At 36.5% G+C, this 17,912-nt stretch carries 13 protein-coding genes and 1 pseudogene; all 14 read right to left on the reverse strand.

Annotated features, from left to right (window positions below; all coding sequences use genetic code 11):
• Positions 1 to 2: 2 nt before the first annotated feature.
• On the reverse strand, positions 3 to 1,322 hold the full coding sequence (gene ftsA / locus BM350_RS02450; RefSeq protein WP_090914397.1) for a cell division protein FtsA: 1,320 nt from the start codon (positions 1,320 to 1,322) through the stop codon (positions 3 to 5).
• A gap of 165 nt (positions 1,323 to 1,487) precedes the next feature.
• A pseudogene (locus tag BM350_RS27395) lies at positions 1,488 to 1,618 on the reverse strand (DUF1290 domain-containing protein); the annotation flags it as partial.
• A gap of 113 nt (positions 1,619 to 1,731) precedes the next feature.
• The gene (locus BM350_RS02460) at positions 1,732 to 2,478 is read right to left on the reverse strand and encodes a cell division protein FtsQ/DivIB (protein WP_090914396.1); all 747 of its coding nucleotides are present in this window, start codon (positions 2,476 to 2,478) and stop codon (positions 1,732 to 1,734) included.
• A gap of 96 nt (positions 2,479 to 2,574) precedes the next feature.
• Positions 2,575 to 3,480, reverse strand: coding sequence for a UDP-N-acetylmuramate dehydrogenase (gene murB, locus BM350_RS02465; protein ID WP_090914394.1), 906 nt, complete (start codon positions 3,478 to 3,480; stop codon positions 2,575 to 2,577).
• Between the two features lie 50 nt (positions 3,481 to 3,530).
• Positions 3,531 to 4,634: an undecaprenyldiphospho-muramoylpentapeptide beta-N-acetylglucosaminyltransferase gene (gene murG, locus BM350_RS02470; RefSeq protein WP_090914392.1), complete on the reverse strand. Its 1,104-nt coding sequence runs from the start codon at positions 4,632 to 4,634 to the stop codon at positions 3,531 to 3,533.
• Positions 4,635 to 4,801: 167 nt separating this feature from the next.
• Positions 4,802 to 5,899 (reverse strand): stage V sporulation protein E, encoded by a 1,098-nt coding sequence (spoVE, locus tag BM350_RS02475; RefSeq protein ID WP_090914390.1) that lies wholly within the window; start codon positions 5,897 to 5,899, stop codon positions 4,802 to 4,804.
• 263 nt (positions 5,900 to 6,162) lie between these two features.
• Complete coding sequence (murD, locus tag BM350_RS02480) at positions 6,163 to 7,515, reverse strand: UDP-N-acetylmuramoyl-L-alanine--D-glutamate ligase (protein ID WP_090914388.1); 1,353 nt, start codon at positions 7,513 to 7,515, stop codon at positions 6,163 to 6,165.
• The gene (gene mraY, locus BM350_RS02485) at positions 7,516 to 8,487 is read right to left on the reverse strand and encodes a phospho-N-acetylmuramoyl-pentapeptide-transferase (protein WP_090914386.1); all 972 of its coding nucleotides are present in this window, start codon (positions 8,485 to 8,487) and stop codon (positions 7,516 to 7,518) included.
• Positions 8,488 to 8,509: 22 nt separating this feature from the next.
• Positions 8,510 to 9,985, reverse strand: coding sequence for a UDP-N-acetylmuramoyl-L-alanyl-D-glutamate--2,6-diaminopimelate ligase (locus BM350_RS02490; protein WP_090914384.1), 1,476 nt, complete (start codon positions 9,983 to 9,985; stop codon positions 8,510 to 8,512).
• A gap of 362 nt (positions 9,986 to 10,347) precedes the next feature.
• A complete protein-coding gene (locus BM350_RS02495) occupies positions 10,348 to 12,264 on the reverse strand; it encodes a stage V sporulation protein D (RefSeq protein ID WP_090914382.1) in 1,917 nt (638 codons plus the stop codon).
• Positions 12,265 to 12,349: 85 nt separating this feature from the next.
• Positions 12,350 to 14,521 (reverse strand): PASTA domain-containing penicillin-binding protein, encoded by a 2,172-nt coding sequence (locus tag BM350_RS02500; RefSeq protein WP_090914381.1) that lies wholly within the window; start codon positions 14,519 to 14,521, stop codon positions 12,350 to 12,352.
• Between the two features lie 21 nt (positions 14,522 to 14,542).
• Complete coding sequence (gene ftsL, locus BM350_RS02505; protein WP_090914379.1) at positions 14,543 to 14,908, reverse strand: cell division protein FtsL; 366 nt, start codon at positions 14,906 to 14,908, stop codon at positions 14,543 to 14,545.
• Between the two features lie 15 nt (positions 14,909 to 14,923).
• Positions 14,924 to 15,856, reverse strand: coding sequence for a 16S rRNA (cytosine(1402)-N(4))-methyltransferase RsmH (rsmH, locus tag BM350_RS02510; protein WP_090914377.1), 933 nt, complete (start codon positions 15,854 to 15,856; stop codon positions 14,924 to 14,926).
• 383 nt (positions 15,857 to 16,239) lie between these two features.
• Positions 16,240 to 17,856, reverse strand: coding sequence for a bacillithiol biosynthesis cysteine-adding enzyme BshC (bshC, locus tag BM350_RS02515; RefSeq protein ID WP_090914375.1), 1,617 nt, complete (start codon positions 17,854 to 17,856; stop codon positions 16,240 to 16,242).
• Positions 17,857 to 17,912: the final 56 nt, after the last annotated feature.

Here is a 17,912-nt window from a genome sequence, read left to right on the forward strand (position 1 = left end):
ATCTAATCCCATAAATATCGGAATACGCGCTTCACTTTTGACATCATTCGTTCATTGTTATCATTGTTATCATTGTTATCATTGTTATTACGAGGCTTTTGCTTTACCGGTTGTTGCACTGCAGCAGGTACTGGTGCATGTGTATGCTGTAACTCATAGTTTTCCTGCTTTTCCTGCATACTCTTTCCTCGTAACTTAGCTTTTTGGTATGCATTTTTAATAAGTCCAACACCAATTGTATATTGTGGTTCACGTACACCAATATAATCTGGCGTTGCAATACGAACATTTTGATGTAGAATGTCATTTGCAAGGTCAAGAATACCAGACATAGAAACAACACCACCAGTAAGTACATAACCAGCTGGTAACTGTTTCAGGCCAAGTTTTTGTACCTCATCTTGTACAAGCATAAGAATTTCCTCTACACGAGCTTCAATGATATCAGCTAGCTCTAATTGAGAATATTGCTCTGTTTGATCACTGCCCATCATTGAAACAGTAAATATTTCTTCCTCAGATGCTGTATCATAAAAAGCATGTCCATATTTTAGTTTAATTTGGTCGGCATTTTCAGTTGATGTTTTCAATCCGATGGCGATATCTTTTGTAATATGATCTCCGCCAATCGGTAATATACTTGTTGTTTGTAATTCTCCATCTTGGAAAATTGATAATGTCGTCGAGCCTCCACCGATGTCAACAAGAGCGACTCCACGATTTTTTTCATCGATTGATAAAGCAACTGCTGATGCTGCTAATGGCTGAAGGCAAATATCAATTATTTCAAGACCCGCTTTTTCTACACATCGAAGTAAATTATGTAACAATGTTCTCGAGCCTGTAATTAATGTACCTTCCATTTCTAAACGTACGCCAATCATTCCACGCGGATCATTAATTTCATCGAGACCGTCTACGATAAACTGTCGAGGTACCACGTCAATAAACTCACGTTCTGGTGCAATTGACACAACTTGTGCTGCATCAAGTACCCGAAGCACATCTTCGTTTCCAATTTCACGGTCTTCATTTGAAACAGCGACTACTCCATGACAAGGAAGAAGCTGTACTTGATTTGCATTTACACCTACAACAACGCGTTCAATGTGTATTCCTACCATGCGTTCAGCTTGTTCAATCGCCTTTTTAATCGATTGCACAGTCTCATCTATGTCAACAATGGAGCCCTTCTTCAAACCATTTGACTTTACATTTCCAACACCAATAATGTTTAAAGCGTCATTGACCATCTCGCCAATGATGACTTTAACATTGGATGTACCGATGTCAAGACTCACATATATTTCATTGCTGTTCATTCTTTGGCACCTCCTTCTTTATTTATACCATAAAATTCAATATACGGAACAACAATCATTGTTTTACTATGCTATAAGAAAAATATTCAACGTATTTATGCGTTTCCCTTTTTTAACACCATATTTTTCTTATTTTCATTTGGCATTTATTCACTTTTATAATAACTACATGCAAATCACTGTTATATTTTGAAACACTCTTATCTAACTACAAAGATTACCGCCAAATATAAGTCTACACTAAGATGTACTTCTAGAAAAGTGAAACTTGCACCTAAGATTATATTAAAAAAGAAAATAAGGGAAAATATGACTGAATTACATAATTTTTAAGAATACGTTTCTATTTTCCTTAACCAAACACCCTTTACAGTTAAAATATCCACTCTACCCCGATTTTATCAATCAATTAATTAACATATTCAGTATAAGCTCCTACCTCTAAATGGATAATTGCTTTTTTATCTGGCAACAAGTTCTTAACAATAAGAGGGTAAGCTTCCATTCGTTTTGCAAAATCTTGAATAACTGTACTTACTTCGTATCCCTCATTCATATACAGTGTAAGATGATCTGCATACAAGTCTGTTGGCTTGTAATGAATTTCAGAAATGGACCGAAGAACAGCTGGTGTTAACTTTTCTAGTTCAGCAATCAATTCTTTCATTTTCTTTTCTTCAAAAGGAACAAAAATCGGCGCAGCAACTGGTAATTTCCCATTTGGAAGAGCATCTAATGATTTCCCATTTTGTAAAAGGGGATATAATTTCCCTTCTTTATTAATGTAGCCAATTGTTACATATTCCTCAACATTGATGACTATTTTATTTGGAAATTCTTTCTTCACATGGACATTTTTAATTTCCTTTTGCTTCTTTAATTTCGCTTCCGCTTGATGTACTATAACACTAAAATAGCTTGTTTTATATGCAATCCCTGATTGCTCCATTATTTGTTCATCCGTCATATAATGATTACCATGAACCGTAATCCCCTTTATGTTGCTAAGCGGAGATCGAAAATAAATTAAAAAAAGCACCAATAAAAATAAAATCGATACATATAAAATTAATCGTTTATTTACTTGTTTTTTCTTCTTTTGATTTTTTAATTTTGGTACACGATCTTGTAACTTAATAACTTTACTATTCTTCATGTACGCTCCCCCTATGTAACATAAAGAACGGCATGTTATGCATGCCGTTCTTCTTCTTATTATATCATAAATGATACAAAGCGGGACAGACAACTATTATCTTCCAATGATTTCTACTTCAGTGTGCATATCTACCCCAAACTGTTCTTTTATTGTCTTCTTTACAAAAGCAATTAAATCAAGAACATCTTGCGCTGATGCTGTTCCCGTATTTACAATGAAATTTCCATGCATTTCTGAAATTTTCGCACCACCAACTTGATAACCGCGTAGCCCAGCCTTTTCCACTAGGTTACCAGCATAGTTTGGTAGTGGGTTTCTAAAAATGCTTCCTGCACAAGGATGATTCCAAGGTTGTGTATCACGACGATAATCTTTATTTTTTTGCATGATCCCAATAATTTCGTCACGATTTCCTTCTTTCAACTGCAATTCTGCTTCTAGTACAATACCAGGGCGTTTCTTTTGTAAAACAGATGTACGATAAGAAAATTCTAGTTCTTCTTTCGTTAACCATTCAATCTTTCCATCTTCAAACATCACACGAGCGCTCTTCAAAATTTCAGACATATCCGATTTATGAGCACCTGCATTCATATAAACGGCTCCGCCTACACTTCCTGGAATTCCACTAGCAAACTCTAATCCTGCAAGTCCTTGACGGCTTAGTAAAGTTGAAAGCTTGATAAGAGGATATCCTCCCCCCACACGAACGTTCATTCCGATCACTTCTAAATGATCCAGACCCTCTCCTAATCGAATGACAACACCTTCAATTCCTTTATCTGATACAAGCAGATTTGAACCACGACCAATTGCGGTCCATTTTGTTCCATGCTTTTTCACAAGCTCTAGCGATTTTTCTATACCTTCCACGCTACTTGGAATTACTAAAATATCTGCTGGACCACCGATTTTCATTGTTGTATAACGAGCTAACGGTTCATTTTCTAATACTTTCCCTACCTGTGCTTCCATAAGTTCTTTTACTAATTGTTTCATGATGATCTCCCCCGTATTAAATCTCCGTACTACAGTAGTATGCAGGGCATTCACCTAACGTTATTTTCTACAAGTTTTTTCATAACTTCAAATAATTTGTTTGCTGCATCCGGAATTCCTAATTGTTTTGCAGCTAGTTTCATATTTTGTAATTTTTGTGTATCCAATAAAATTTCATCAATATCACCAAGAAGCGTTTCACCTGTTAAATCTTTTTCAAGAAGCATTTTCGCTGCCCCTTTCTCAACGACAGAAAGAGCATTTTTCTCTTGATGATTGTTTGTTACATATGGACTCGGAATTAAAATACTTGGTTTTCCTAAAGCTGTCAACTCAGCTAACGTTGTGGCACCTGCACGCGAAACAACAAGATCCACCCCAGTAAGTACTTCTGGCATATTATCAATGAACGGCTTAATGATAACATTGTGTGGATTCCCTTTTTGTTTCACCAATTCCATTACTTTATCATAATGCACTTCACCTGTAACGTACAATACTTCATAAGCTTTATTACCAAATTGTTCAATTGCTTCTAAAAACGCATCATTAATTGGTCTAGCGCCTCGGCTTCCGCCAAAAATTAACACTGATTTTTTTGAAAGAGATAAACTGACAGAACGCTTGCCTTTCATACCATTTTGATTCATCACTTCTGAAGCACGAGGATTCCCCGTCATCACAACTTTATTTTGCGGAAAATGTTCTACTGCCGCTTCAAAACAAACTGCTACTTTATTTACGTAGCGACTCAAAAATTTATTTGTTACACCAGGTACACTATTTTGTTCGTGTACAATTGTTGGAATACCCAGTTTAGCTGCTGCGTATACAACTGGACCACATACATAACCACCTGTTCCAATGACAACATCTGGATTAAAACGACGTATGTACCGTTTACTATCCTGTACACCTTTCACAAAACGCATCACCGTTTTCACATTATCAATTGATACCTTTCGCTTGAACCCACTAATAACAATGGATTGAAACGATATGCCAGCTTTGCGAACAATTTTACTCTCCAAACCATTTTCTGTACCAATATATAAAAATCTTGCTTCAGGATGAATTTTTTTGATTTCTCGAATTAACGCGAGAGCTGGGTAAATGTGCCCACCTGTTCCGCCACCACTGACTAATACTCGCACTGCCTATTCCTCCACTTCTTTCTCTATTATCCCGCTACTGCCGGGCAATAAAAGTCCGATTTATTTAACTAACCTTACTGATAGTAAATTTCACTGTATGCTATTCATATGTCAATCACTTAGTTTCCATTTTTACATACGAAAAACCCTGTCATAAAAAACAGGGTTTAGTAGCGAGAATGACGACTTATGTTTAATAACACACCAACCGCCATTAACATAAGGGTCAAGCTGGACCCACCATAGCTTAAAAATGGTAAGGTAATTCCTGTAACTGGCATTAATCCAGTTACAACGCCGATGTTAATCATCACTTGAATCGCAATCATCGCTACAATCCCGACTGCTAAAAAAGTACCGTATAAGTCTGGCGCTCCTAACGCTACACGAATCCCACGCCATAACAACAGACTAAATAATAATAACACAAACGAACCACCAATAAAACCTAATTCTTCAGAGAGAATCGCAAAAATAAAATCTGTTTGCGGCTCTGGTAAGTAAAGAAATTTTTGTCTACTTTGTCCAAGGCCAAGACCAAATAACCCCCCCGGTCCGATTGCAAGTAACGATTGAATAATTTGAAATCCACTTCCAAGCGGATCTGACCATGGATCTAAATAAGATGTAATACGTTTTATTCGATATGGTGCTGATGCAATCAACCCAACAAATCCTGCAATTCCTATTAATCCTAACATGGCAAAATGAAAAATACGTGCTCCCGAAACAAAAATCATAACAATACAAGTTCCCACCATTACAGTTCCCGTTCCCAAATCTGGTTGCAACATAATCATGCCAAATGCAACAAATACAAAACTAAGCGAAGGAAGTAATCCTTGTTTAAAAGACGTAATCATTTTTTGTTTTTCCGATAAAAATTTCGCTAAAAAAATAATCATCGCAAACTTCATAAACTCCGAAGGCTGAATAGAGAATGCTCCTACCCCAATCCAACTTCGAGCCCCGCCGCGCACCAGTCCAATACCCGGAATTAAAACTAAAATAAGGAGAACAAAACAGATGAGTAAAATCACTTTGGAATATGTACGCCACACCCAATAATCAATCTTCATAATAAAAAACATAGCAACGACACCAATTCCAGCAAATAACAATTGACGCTTTGCAAAAAAGAATGAATCTCCCATTTTATACGAAGCCCATACAGCACTAGCGCTGTATACCATCACCATTCCTACTGTCAAAAGTAACAAAGTTACAATAATAAGAATAAAATCAGGCGTCTTCTTTGCCCGCAATGAGTATCACCTCTTTGAATGCAGCTTTTCGTTAACCATACTTTTTTCACAACCGAAGTCTCATTTATTCAGGCAAGCAGTCTGATTCCATCGCAAAATTGTGCAATATCAAAGAAGAGATGTATGAAAAACTGCCTGTAAGAACCCATTTGGTAAAGGCTTTCTATTAGCGGATGGTAAATCCTCTCACTAATAGAAATTTCACATTATTCTACCTATAAAAGAATCATCAGTAGGAATAATCCCCTGATGATTCTTTCACTTTATACTAGCTTATGCACAGCTTGTATAAACATGTCTCCTCTTTCTTCAAATGTTTTAAATTGATCCCAGCTCGCACATGCAGGAGATAAGAGAATTACATCTCCTTCTTCAGACAAAGTAAACGCTTGTTGTACTGCTTGTTCCACATTATCAACACATGTAATTACTTTCATTCCAGCCTTTTCCGCAGCTTTGACAAGCTTCGGTGCAGTTTGTCCAAATGTAAATAGCGCCTTCACATGCTCAAAGTATGGAATTAAATCATCAAATTCATTCCCACGATCTAGTCCACCAGCCAATAAAATGACTGGTTGCGTAAATGCAGACAACGCTTTTTCTGTCGCCAGCATATTTGTTGCTTTCGAATCATTATAAAACTTGCGATTTTGAATCGTCGTTACATATTCTAAACGATGCTTTACACCTGTAAAGCGCTTTAAAACTGCTTCAATTGCTTCATTTGCAACTCCCATAAGCTTTGCAATGCTCATAGCAGCTAGTATATTTTCTAAATTATGTTTACCCGGCAATACGATATCTTGAATATCAATCACTTTTTCGCCTTTGAAGTAAAGAGCACCATCTTTTACACAAGCGCCGTCTTCAATCATTTTCGTCGTAGAAAAGTATACTTTTTGTCCTTTACTTTGCTCAGATAACACCATTACATCTTCATCGTCAGCATTAATGATGCTAAAGTCATTTTCAGTTTGGTTTCTAAAGATATTCGCTTTTGCTAAGCCGTACTCTTCCTTCGTACCATGATAATCTAAGTGTGCTTCAAATAAGTTTAACAGTACCGCAATCTTCGGTTGAAACGTTTCAATGCCCATTAATTGAAAGGAAGAAAGTTCTGTTACAACCACTTCTTGTTCTGTTACATCTTGTGCAACTTCACATGCTACCGTACCGATGTTTCCAGCAATAACAGGATGTTTTTCTCCTTCTTTTAACATTTCAAATGTTAATGTTGTTGTGGTTGTTTTCCCATTAGATCCTGTAATCCCAATAAAGGGCGCTTCAGAAATACGATATGCTAATTCTACTTCTGTTACAATCGGAATATTTTTTTCTTTTGCCGCTACAAGTAACGGATTAGAGTATGGAATCCCTGGATTTTTTACAACAACAGAAATATTTTTTTCTAATAATTCTAAAGGATGACCACCACATACAACTTCTATGCCTTGCCCTTGCAACTCTGTCGCTAACGGATTTTCAGCGAGCGGCTTGCTATCATTTACAATCACATTTGCTCCAAGTTCCTTTAATAAGACAGCTGCAGCATAGCCGCTTTTTGCCATACCTAATACAAGAATATTTTTATTTTGATAGTCAATTATCGTTTTCAATTACATCCACACCCCGATATAAATTCCTAACACTGCAAATAAAAGTCCTACTGACCAGAATGTCACAACCACTCGCCATTCTGACCAACCACATAATTCATAGTGGTGATGAAGCGGACTCATTTTAAATACACGCTTTCCTCGCGTTTTAAACGAGACAACTTGAATAATAACAGAGAGTGTCTCAATAACAAACATCCCACCAATGATAACTAATAACAATTCTGTTTTTGTTAAAATGGAAACAGCAGCTAAAGCACCACCAAGAGCTAAAGATCCTGTATCTCCCATAAATACTTTTGCAGGATGAGCATTAAATACTAAAAATCCTAATACAGCTCCCACAACAGCCATACAAAAAATAGCAATTGTGTACTGTCCCTCAGCAAACGCAATAATACTATACGCACCAAATGCAATGGCAGCCGTTCCTGCTAATAATCCATCTAGACCATCTGTTAAGTTAACTGCGTTTGAAGCTCCGATTAGCATAAAGAGCACGAGAATAAAGTATGCCCACTGCAAGTCAAACTTAATTTCCGTCCCTGGAATATTTAAATGTGTATCAAATCCTTGTCCTTTTGCAATGATAAAGAAAGCTACTGCAATAATAAATTGTCCTACTAATTTTTGTTTTGATGTTAAACCAAGATTTCTTTTTTTAACAACTTTAATATAATCATCTAAAAATCCAATTAAACCATAGCCAAATGTAACAAGAAGCAATAAGTACATCTCAGCACCCTTTTGAAATTTAAACATCATAATAATAGACGTAATCATAATTGAAATAAAAATAACAATTCCGCCCATAGTCGGTGTTCCCGATTTCTTTTGATGTGATTTTGGTCCTTCATCGCGAATGCTCTGTCCAAATTTTAAACGACGTAAAAATGGAATGAAAATTGGTGACAACGCAACAGAAATTAAAAATGCCACCCCAACTGTAATTAATAATCCTTGTTCAAGCACTTTTAGTCCCCCTCTCTTGTTGTTATTCTTTCATGCTTAAACGTTGTGCAATTGCCTCACCGGCAACCTCACGATCGTCAAAATGATGTACTTCTGTACCGATAATTTGATATGTCTCATGCCCTTTACCTGCAATTACAATAATATCTCCAGCTTTTGCTTCGGCAACAGCGTGAGATATCGCTTCTTTTCGATCAACAATTACTTCATAGTTATTCCCTTTTACACCTTCTATCATATCATCAAGAATTGCTTTGGGCTGTTCGCTGCGCGGGTTATCTGATGTATAGATCGCATGCGTTGCATATTTAGTGGCAACACTGGCCATAATTGGTCGTTTCGTACGATCTCGGTCTCCACCGCAACCAACAATACAATATACATTTCCTTTTGCAAATTGTTTCGTTGTCAACAATACATTTTCTAAACTATCTGGTGTATGTGCATAATCAACAATGACAGTAAAATCTTGACCTCTATCAACAACTTCAAAGCGTCCAGGTACACCTTTTAATTCTTTTACAACATCAATAATTGTTTGCAGCGCTACACCCGAAACAAGACACGCAGCTGTTGCAGCTAACACGTTATATACATTAAACTTCCCAATTAATTTCATCGTGATATCGATACTTTCGCTCGGAGTTACGAGTGTAAATTTCGTACCAGCACTTGTCATCTCAATGTTTTTCGCCATTATATCACTTTTTGTATCAATACCATACGTAATCACTGTAGCTGCTGTACTTTTCATATAGTCTGTTGCTGCAGCATCGTCATTATTTAATACAGCATACTTGATACGATTATGGTGATAGCTATTACCAAGTTGTGCAAATAGCAAGGCTTTTGCATATTTATACTCTTCCATCGTTTTATGATAATCTAAATGATCTTGCGTTAAGTTTGTAAACACCGCTACATCATAATCACATCCATGCACTCTTCCAAGATGCAAAGCATGTGAAGATACTTCCATAATAGCACTGTTTACATTTTGTTCGACCATTTTATAAAACGTCTTTTGTAACGTTAATGCATCAGGTGTTGTGTTTTTCACTTCAAACGTTTCATCACCTATTTTCATATTAATCGTTCCAATTAAGCCTGTTTTATGTCCATGTGCGCGCATAATTTCGTTCATTATATGCGATGTTGTTGTCTTTCCATTTGTACCTGTAATCCCCGTTAAATGTAACTTTTGCGTTGGCTGTCCATAAAAATAATCCGCTAACATCGCTAAAGAGCGTACTGTATCTTTAACAAGTACAACTGGAACGTCAACATCAATAGGCCTTTCCGCAACAATAGCAGCCGCACCTTGCGCGGCTGCCTGCATAGCAAATTCATGACTATCAACCGTGAAACCTTTTATACATACAAATAAACTTCCAGTTGTCACTTTACGTGAATCCGCTTCAATAGATGTAATTTCCGGATTTTCTTTTGGAATAACCGGAAAATCATGCAAACTTGATACGAGTGTATGCAACTTCATTTCTTTAAACCCTCTCTACTCTTTATTTACCCCTTATAAATGGAGCCGTTAAAATACTCCATACATAAGAACGTCATACATTTCATCAACAGGCAATGTGAATCAAACATCTCACTACTATATATAAATCCATTTTGTTTTTTCAACATATAAGTCACTGCTCTGCAAAACAAAAAATGATCGCTACTCGCTTTCTCTTTTTGTTTTAAACCTAGCATGTGACCAAAAACAGGCCCTGACCGCTTCTATGCATGGCCAGATGCTCTCGTCCCTCTAAAAAGGGCGGTTTTTATGTCGTTTTTTCAATTTGTATTTATATAGTTAGTTGAATGTTATTATATCGTACACACATGCCTTCATACTTACTTATTAAAATATATTCGAACCTTGGAGCCTGCTTTTACTTTCGTGCCTGGTCTTGGAGACTGTTCAACCACTTTGTTTCCATCACCGCTGGCATCAATTTGTAAGTCGACAAGTTGACTTTGTAGTTCCTTTCGATCCATACCTACTATATCAGGGACCTCTACTAAAGGCGTCTCATCCCAAGTTAATTTCTTTTCAATTTGCTCTTTTCTAGGCTCTACTCCCATAACCGGTAATACATCACGCAGAATATTCCCAACGATTGGCGCAGCAACAACCCCGCCAAATTGTGTAATTCCCTTTGGATTATCTACAGCGACGTATACAACAATTTGCGGATCATCTGCTGGTGCAAACCCAATAAATGATACGATATAGTTATTATCCAAATATTTCCCATCTTTTACTTTTTGTGCTGTACCAGTTTTCCCTCCAACACGATATCCATCAATATAAGCTTTGTTACCTGAACCTTTTGCAACAACATTCTCAAGTGCATAACGCACCTTTTCAGAGGTTTCCTTGGAAATAACTTGTTTCTTTGTGACAGGCGTTTTTTTACTAATCACTTTGTTCGTAGTTGGGTCTATAAATTCCTTCGCAATGTAAGGCTGATATAACGTACCTCCATTTACAGCAGCCGCTACTGCTGCTACTTGTTGAATCGGGGTAACAGAGACTCCTTGACCAAACGCTGTAGTCGCTTGTTCCACAGGTCCTACTTTTTTTAAATCAAATAAAATCCCTTTGCCTTCTCCCTGTAAATCAATACCTGTTTTTTGTCCAAATCCAAAATCACGGATATATTGAAACAGCTTTTCTTTCCCTAAACGGTCTCCAAGTTCTATAAAACCTGGGTTACAAGAGTTTTGAACAACCTCTAAAAACGTTTGGCTGCCATGCCCCCCTGCTTTCCAGCAACGCAATCTTGCACCGCCAACTTCTGCTGCTCCATCATCATAAAACGTATCTTTCTCCAAGTCTACTAATTTTTCATTTAAAGCAGCTGCAAGTGTAATAATTTTAAATGTGGATCCTGGTTCATATGTACTCCATACTGGAAGATTTCGGTTAAACACTTCTGGTGAAACACTCCTGAAATCTGCTGGATCAAAACTCGGGCGACTGGACATTCCTAAAATTTCACCATTATTTGGGTTCATAGCAATCGCGATTATTCCATCTGGATGATACGTAGACTCTGCAATATTTAATTCTCTCTCCATAATTGTCTGAACACGTGAATCAATTGTCAACTTTAAATTCAAGCCATCTCCAGGTTCTTTATAATCATCACCAATGTTCGGCATGCGTTGTCCTTTCGCATCAGCAAAAAAACGGACATATCCTTTGTCACCATTTAATTCTTTGTCATAATATGACTCCAGTCCCATAAGCCCTTGATTATCACTCCCAGCAAATCCAAGCACATGTGATAAATATTTCCCAAACGGATAGTATCGAATTGAATCTTCAGCAATATATACACCTTTTAAACTTAAAGCTCTCACTTCTTTCGCCTTATCATGGGAAATTTTCCGCCCGCCTTTGTCTAATCTGACTATGGACTCTTTTTTTGTAAGGCGTTGATAAATCTCTTCTTTCGACACACCTAAAACTGCAGCTAATTTCTCTGCAGTCTCTGCTGGTTTTTCGATTTGCCGTGGTACCACAAAGACAGTTGGTGCACTTTTATTTGTTGCAAGTTCCACACCATTTCGATCTACAATTTTCCCCCGTTCAGGCTCAAATGTAATATTTCGACTCCATGAATCTTTCGCACGATCCGATAACATATTTCCAAGAAAAAACTGCACATATCCAAGACGAATATCAATAATTGTAAAAATAAGTATACCAAAAATAAGCACAAAAATAAGTCGTTTTCTCACTGTTACATTCGATACACGCATATTGGAACAAGCCCCTCCTTCACACCTAGCTTGTTCCAATATATGCTTGTACTTGTTTGATTAGAACACGTACACCTCTTCTATGTTACGTGCTCTCTTTCTGTTCCTTCTTATTTGGCTCCTGCTCTGCTTCTTGCTGCGGTTCAAGAGGTGGTTCAAGTTTTATTTCTACCTGCGTTTTTTCTTTTAACGGAGTGCCTTCAGCAACACTTTGCTCTGTTACATATCCTGTACCTGAAAGCTTCAAATCAAGATTTAGTATTTTAGCTAAATTCATCACATCACGAAGTGCCCAACCATTAATATTCGGCATTTTCGGTTGATTCCCTACTAAGAATACGCGATCACCCGTTAACGTTTTTTCATTCGCTTTTGGCACTTGTTGTCCAACTTTTTCCTCTCCTAATACAACAGGTCGAAACTTCGCCTTTTCCAATATTCCCTTTGCTTCTTCCATTGTTTTACCTGTTACATTTGGAACGGTAGCTTGCTGCTGTTGTACTTGCTTTTTCACATCTTTTATTTCATTCGGTTTGATTTTTAAATACTCCAAACTATTTTTCGTTACAGATTTAAACATTTCAGATAACGGCTGTGCACCATTTTCAGTGTCTTTCAATTTAGGCTGTTTAATTGCTAAATATACGACAAGCTGCGGGTCATCCATTGGTGCCATACCAAGGAAGGAGAAAATATAATTTTCTCGCCCTGTCATATAACCGCCTTTTCCATTTGGAATTTGTGCTGTTCCTGTTTTACCACCAACGGAATATCCATCAAGTTTATACATCGTTCCAGTCCCTTTTGGTGATGTTACAACCCGTTCTAGCAGTTGCCTTACTTGCGTTGCAGTCTCTTTTGTAACTGGTTTCCCTACTTCCTCTGGACGGTGTTGCAAGACAACTTTATCATCCATCGGATCTACAACCTGATCAATCACATAGGGCTTCATCATTTTCCCATCGTTAGCAATTGCAGTAGCTGCTTGTACAAGTTGAATCGGAGTTACAGTAGAACCTTGTCCAAATGCTGTTGTTACTTGTTGGATTTTTTTATCAAATAAAATTGTATTTTCGCCTTCTCTAGGTAAATCAATACCTGTTTTTTCGTCTAGACCAAACTTATGAATATATTGACGAAAACGATCAGGTCCTAGCTTTTCATTTCCTAAAATAGCAAAAGCAACGTTCGATGAGCGCTCAACTCCTTCATCAAACGTAATAGAACCCCATCCTGCACCGCTATTATGGTCTTTAATTTCCTCATTCCCTACTTTGTATTTACCAGATTGATAGTAATCTTGTCCTTTGTATACTCCCTCATTAATAGCAGCTGCTAACGTGAAGATTTTCATTGTTGAACCTGGTTCATAAGCATTTGCAATCGGATCATTTAAAAAATACTGGATATCTTGTTTATTCGGATCATAACTTGGTCTGCTAGACATCGCTAAAATCTTTCCTGTTTTCGGATCTGCTACGATCCCAATTAACATAGACGGATTATAACGTTTATCCGCCTCTACCATCGCATCTTCTAGAAAACTTTGAATATGTTGGTCGATTGTTAAATATACATTATCTCCGTTTTTAGGCGGCTTCACAGACTGTTTTCCACTTTCTAATGCGATACCTTTCGTATCTCCTGTATACTTCATGCTTCCATTAGAAGCTCGTAAATATTTATCCAAGCTTTGTTCAAGTCCAAACTTTCCTTCTGCAATTCCTTCATCATTTGGTTTTGCAAATCCAAGTATATAAGAAGCAAAATCCCCATTCGGATATATTCTTGCTTTTTCTGTAACAAAAGAAATTCCTTTTATATGCATATTGACAATTTGTTCTTTCTTTTCTTTCGTTAAGTTTTTTCCAATCGATCCGAATTCTACTTGCGCAGCATCTTTATTTAAATACTCTAAAATCTTTTCTTTATCTACTTCAAGTACTTTCGATATTTTCTCTGCAGCATCTTCTTTGTCTTCCACATGCTCTTGGCCTTTAAGTGCGGCAACCATCTTATATGAATTTGCATCTTGGGCAAGCACGTAACCATTTTGATCGTAAATCGTTCCTCGATTCGCTTCAAGTACTCCATTTTTATTATGTTTTCGCTCTGCAATTGGTTTTAAATCTACTCCATGCACTGTTTTCATTGTCTGAATATAAAGAAAGCGGGCTAACAACAGAAAAAAGAGCAGGAGAAACACCTTAATGAAGAATCCTGCTCCTTTATTGGTATGAAATTTACGTATATTCATCTCTTCTTCACACCTATTATATTAATTTAAACCTTTTACATGATTGGCATTAATTTCAAGCCCATGTTTTTTTGCAATTTCTGCAATGCGATCATAACGTGTTAGCTTTTCCTTTTCAGCTTGTAATTCTTGATTTTCTTTTTGTTGTTTTATGCGAGTGCTTTCTATTTCTGTTACTTTAGCATCAGCTTCATATAATGCCGCTTTATTACCAATAAAGGCTACGCATGCATATAGTAAAAAACCAATAAATGCAACATACAATAATTTTTCAAGTCTTGTAATTCGCTTAACTTTTGTTTTTACAGCTGGCTGTACTACTTGCTGCGGAGCTTGAGATTGTACTTCTATTTGTTGCTTTTTATACTTAACAGCTAAATTCGACATACCTCTCTCTCCTTTTTATAGTTTTTCAGCAATTCGTAACTTCGAAGAACGCGCTCGGTTATTTTCTTCTAACTCTACATCAGAAGGCAAAATCGGCTTTCTTGTAATTAGTTTCAACTTCGGCTTGTATTCGTCAGGAATAATTGGCAATCCTGGTGGAAGCTGTGGTGTTGTACTATATCTTTTGAATGTCGTTTTACAAATCCGATCTTCTAACGAGTGGAATGTAATCACACTAATTCGGCCACCTGTTTTTGTCATGTCAATTGCCGCTTCCAACGCTTCCTCAAATACTTTCAATTCATCATTAACTGCAATACGAATTGCCTGGAATACTCGCTTCGCAGGATGTCCTCCCGTTCGCCTTGCTGGAGCTGGAATCCCTTCTTTAATTAACTCCACTAGTTCTCCAGTTGTTTCAATTGGTTGTTTTTCACGGTACGCTTCAATTTTCCTTGCAATTTGCTTTGAAAACTTTTCTTCACCATATTGAAAAAAGATTCTTACAAGTTGTTCATATGACCAACTATTTACAACGTCATATGCTGTTAGCGGGGCATTTTGATCCATGCGCATATCAAGCGGAGCATCGTGGTGATAACTAAATCCACGTTCTGGCGTATCTAATTGTGGGGAAGAAACACCTAAATCAAATAAAATACCGTCTACTTCTGTTATTCCTAATTCATATAACCTTTCCTTTAAATAACGAAAGTTACTTTTTACAGTTATAAATTGACCATTGTAAGAAGAAAATTTTTCTTTTGCATTTTGAATTGCAACCTCATCTTGATCAAATGCAATTAGTCTTCCTTCTTCAGAAAGTTGAGATAGTAAATAAGCACTATGTCCTCCACCTCCTAGCGTACAATCTACATATGTACCATTTGGTTTAATTTCTAAACCATCTACTGTTTCTTTTAAAAGCACTGTTACATGTTTAAACATTGTTGCACCTACTTTTTTACAAAATAATCTTTTGGAGTCATCTTTTTATCCCAACTTCAAAAATGAAGAGAAATCAGGATAATTGTCCATAAAATTTCGATTGGCAAGGTTAGTAATTAGTAAGAATTCCACTCCCTACTAAATAATAGTCTTATCTTATTATATACTAAATCTTATCATCTTTTTCGGGAAATTACATAAAAACATGCCGAAAAAGATAATAATTCACCTTCTTTTTGTTTCATTTTATCAAAAAAGAACCGTTCTTCAAAAACAGAGTACTTTCAACCCATATACTTTACGATATACATAATCAATAAATAAATTTATTTTACAGGTAATTCCACAAAATAAAATAAAATCCTGCTCTTAAGAGCAAGATTTTATAATTTTATAATATGATGTTTTCCATTCCAACTAAAAGTTTGTTTCATAACTCGCTCTACAAAATCAAGCCCATAGCCATTTAAATAATAACAAATGTTCCATATTCGTTCTTGCGGCGCACCTAGCGGTTTTAATGAGTGCTCGATTCTTCGGAATTTATTAAGCTGCACTTCATACTTTCTTTCTAAATCAGATTGAAGTGTCCGCTCTAACAATTCAAGTTGTTGCATAATTTTCAACTCATTTTTCTTCGCAAAATCTCGAAGGCCTGGACTCACTTTTTGAACAAATTGCTGCAAAGATGTATGAATTGCTCCAATCTGCTCCGCTGCATTCGTAAATTGATTATCTATCGGCTCTTCAACTTGCATAGATAACCACTTTTCTTGTAATGTAGCAATACCTTCACAGAACACTTCGCTCTCTTGAATCTGCAAATCCCGCAAATCAGTTTCAATATCACGCGCTAAATAACTAATTGTCAAACGAGGTACAACCGGCGGCATTTGGAAGTCCATTGCATGAAACACTTGTTGTAGTTCACTCCAATACGCAATTTCTCCTGGTCCACCAATAAATGCAAGTGTAGGAAAAATATATTCTTGCATAAGTGGTCTTGTAACAACATTGTTACTGAATCGTTCCGGATGATCTTCCATACTTTCTATAAGCTCCTCGTAGGAAAACGAATACATCCCTTCTTTACAAATAAAACACCCTTCTTCTTCCTCTAACAAAAGACGTTCCCCATTCATTTCCATAAAGATATGAACTACATTCTGTTTTGTTTCAATAATCGGTTTATACCCCAAATCACGTAATACACGTTGTTGATCGTTAAGTGCTACTTGCACATTTTTGTAGCGCGCTAATAATTCTTTTAAAAAAGGAACTTCAATATTCCGAAGGATAGGATGATGAGAATCTACAAGGATTAAACCTGAATGCGCAAATAGCTTTGTAATAAAGTGTGCAAAAAAATCAACATATGTGCGTGATTGCTGTAAACATTCTTCTACAAAACGAAAGACATCCTTTGTATGCTTTGTTTCTGGATATGTTTTAAATATTTCTTCAATCCATTGTTTACAATCCTCGATGGAAATCTCCGTTTCAGAAGCACTTGCTTTATTTAGATGACGTTCATGAAAAATTGTTTTTTTCACTTTTCCGTTTTTCGTAACGAACGCATGGTTAATTTCATCAATGTCATGATCTTCCCCAGCAATCCAAAAAACAGGAACAACTCGCACTCCAAGTGAAGCTTCTTTTTCCTTTGCAAGTTGTAAAATAGATATAATTTTATGAATTGTATAAAGAGGACCTGTTAGTAATCCAGCTTGTTGTCCCCCTACAACAACGTATGTATCTTCTTCCAACAAAGCATGAATATTTTGAAGCGTTTTTTCTCCTGCATTTAATTCTTGATTATATTGTAATAAATGTGATACTAACTCTTGTCTTGGATACTGTCTATTTCGTAAATCTTGTATACGTCTTACAAAGCTCTCTTCTGTTATTTGATAATCAAAGCATTCTTGAATATCTTTTTCATGGTTTAAATAGTCCGCAACAACTCCTTGAAGCGGGACAGAGATTTCTTTTATCTCCATATACTTCTTCCTTTCATCTCCTGATCTCTCACCAACCAAATTGTAGTCAATGTTCG

Source organism: Bacillus sp. 103mf, assembly GCF_900116295.1.
GTDB classification, from domain to species: domain Bacteria; phylum Bacillota; class Bacilli; order Bacillales; family Bacillaceae_G; genus Bacillus_A; species Bacillus_A bruguierae.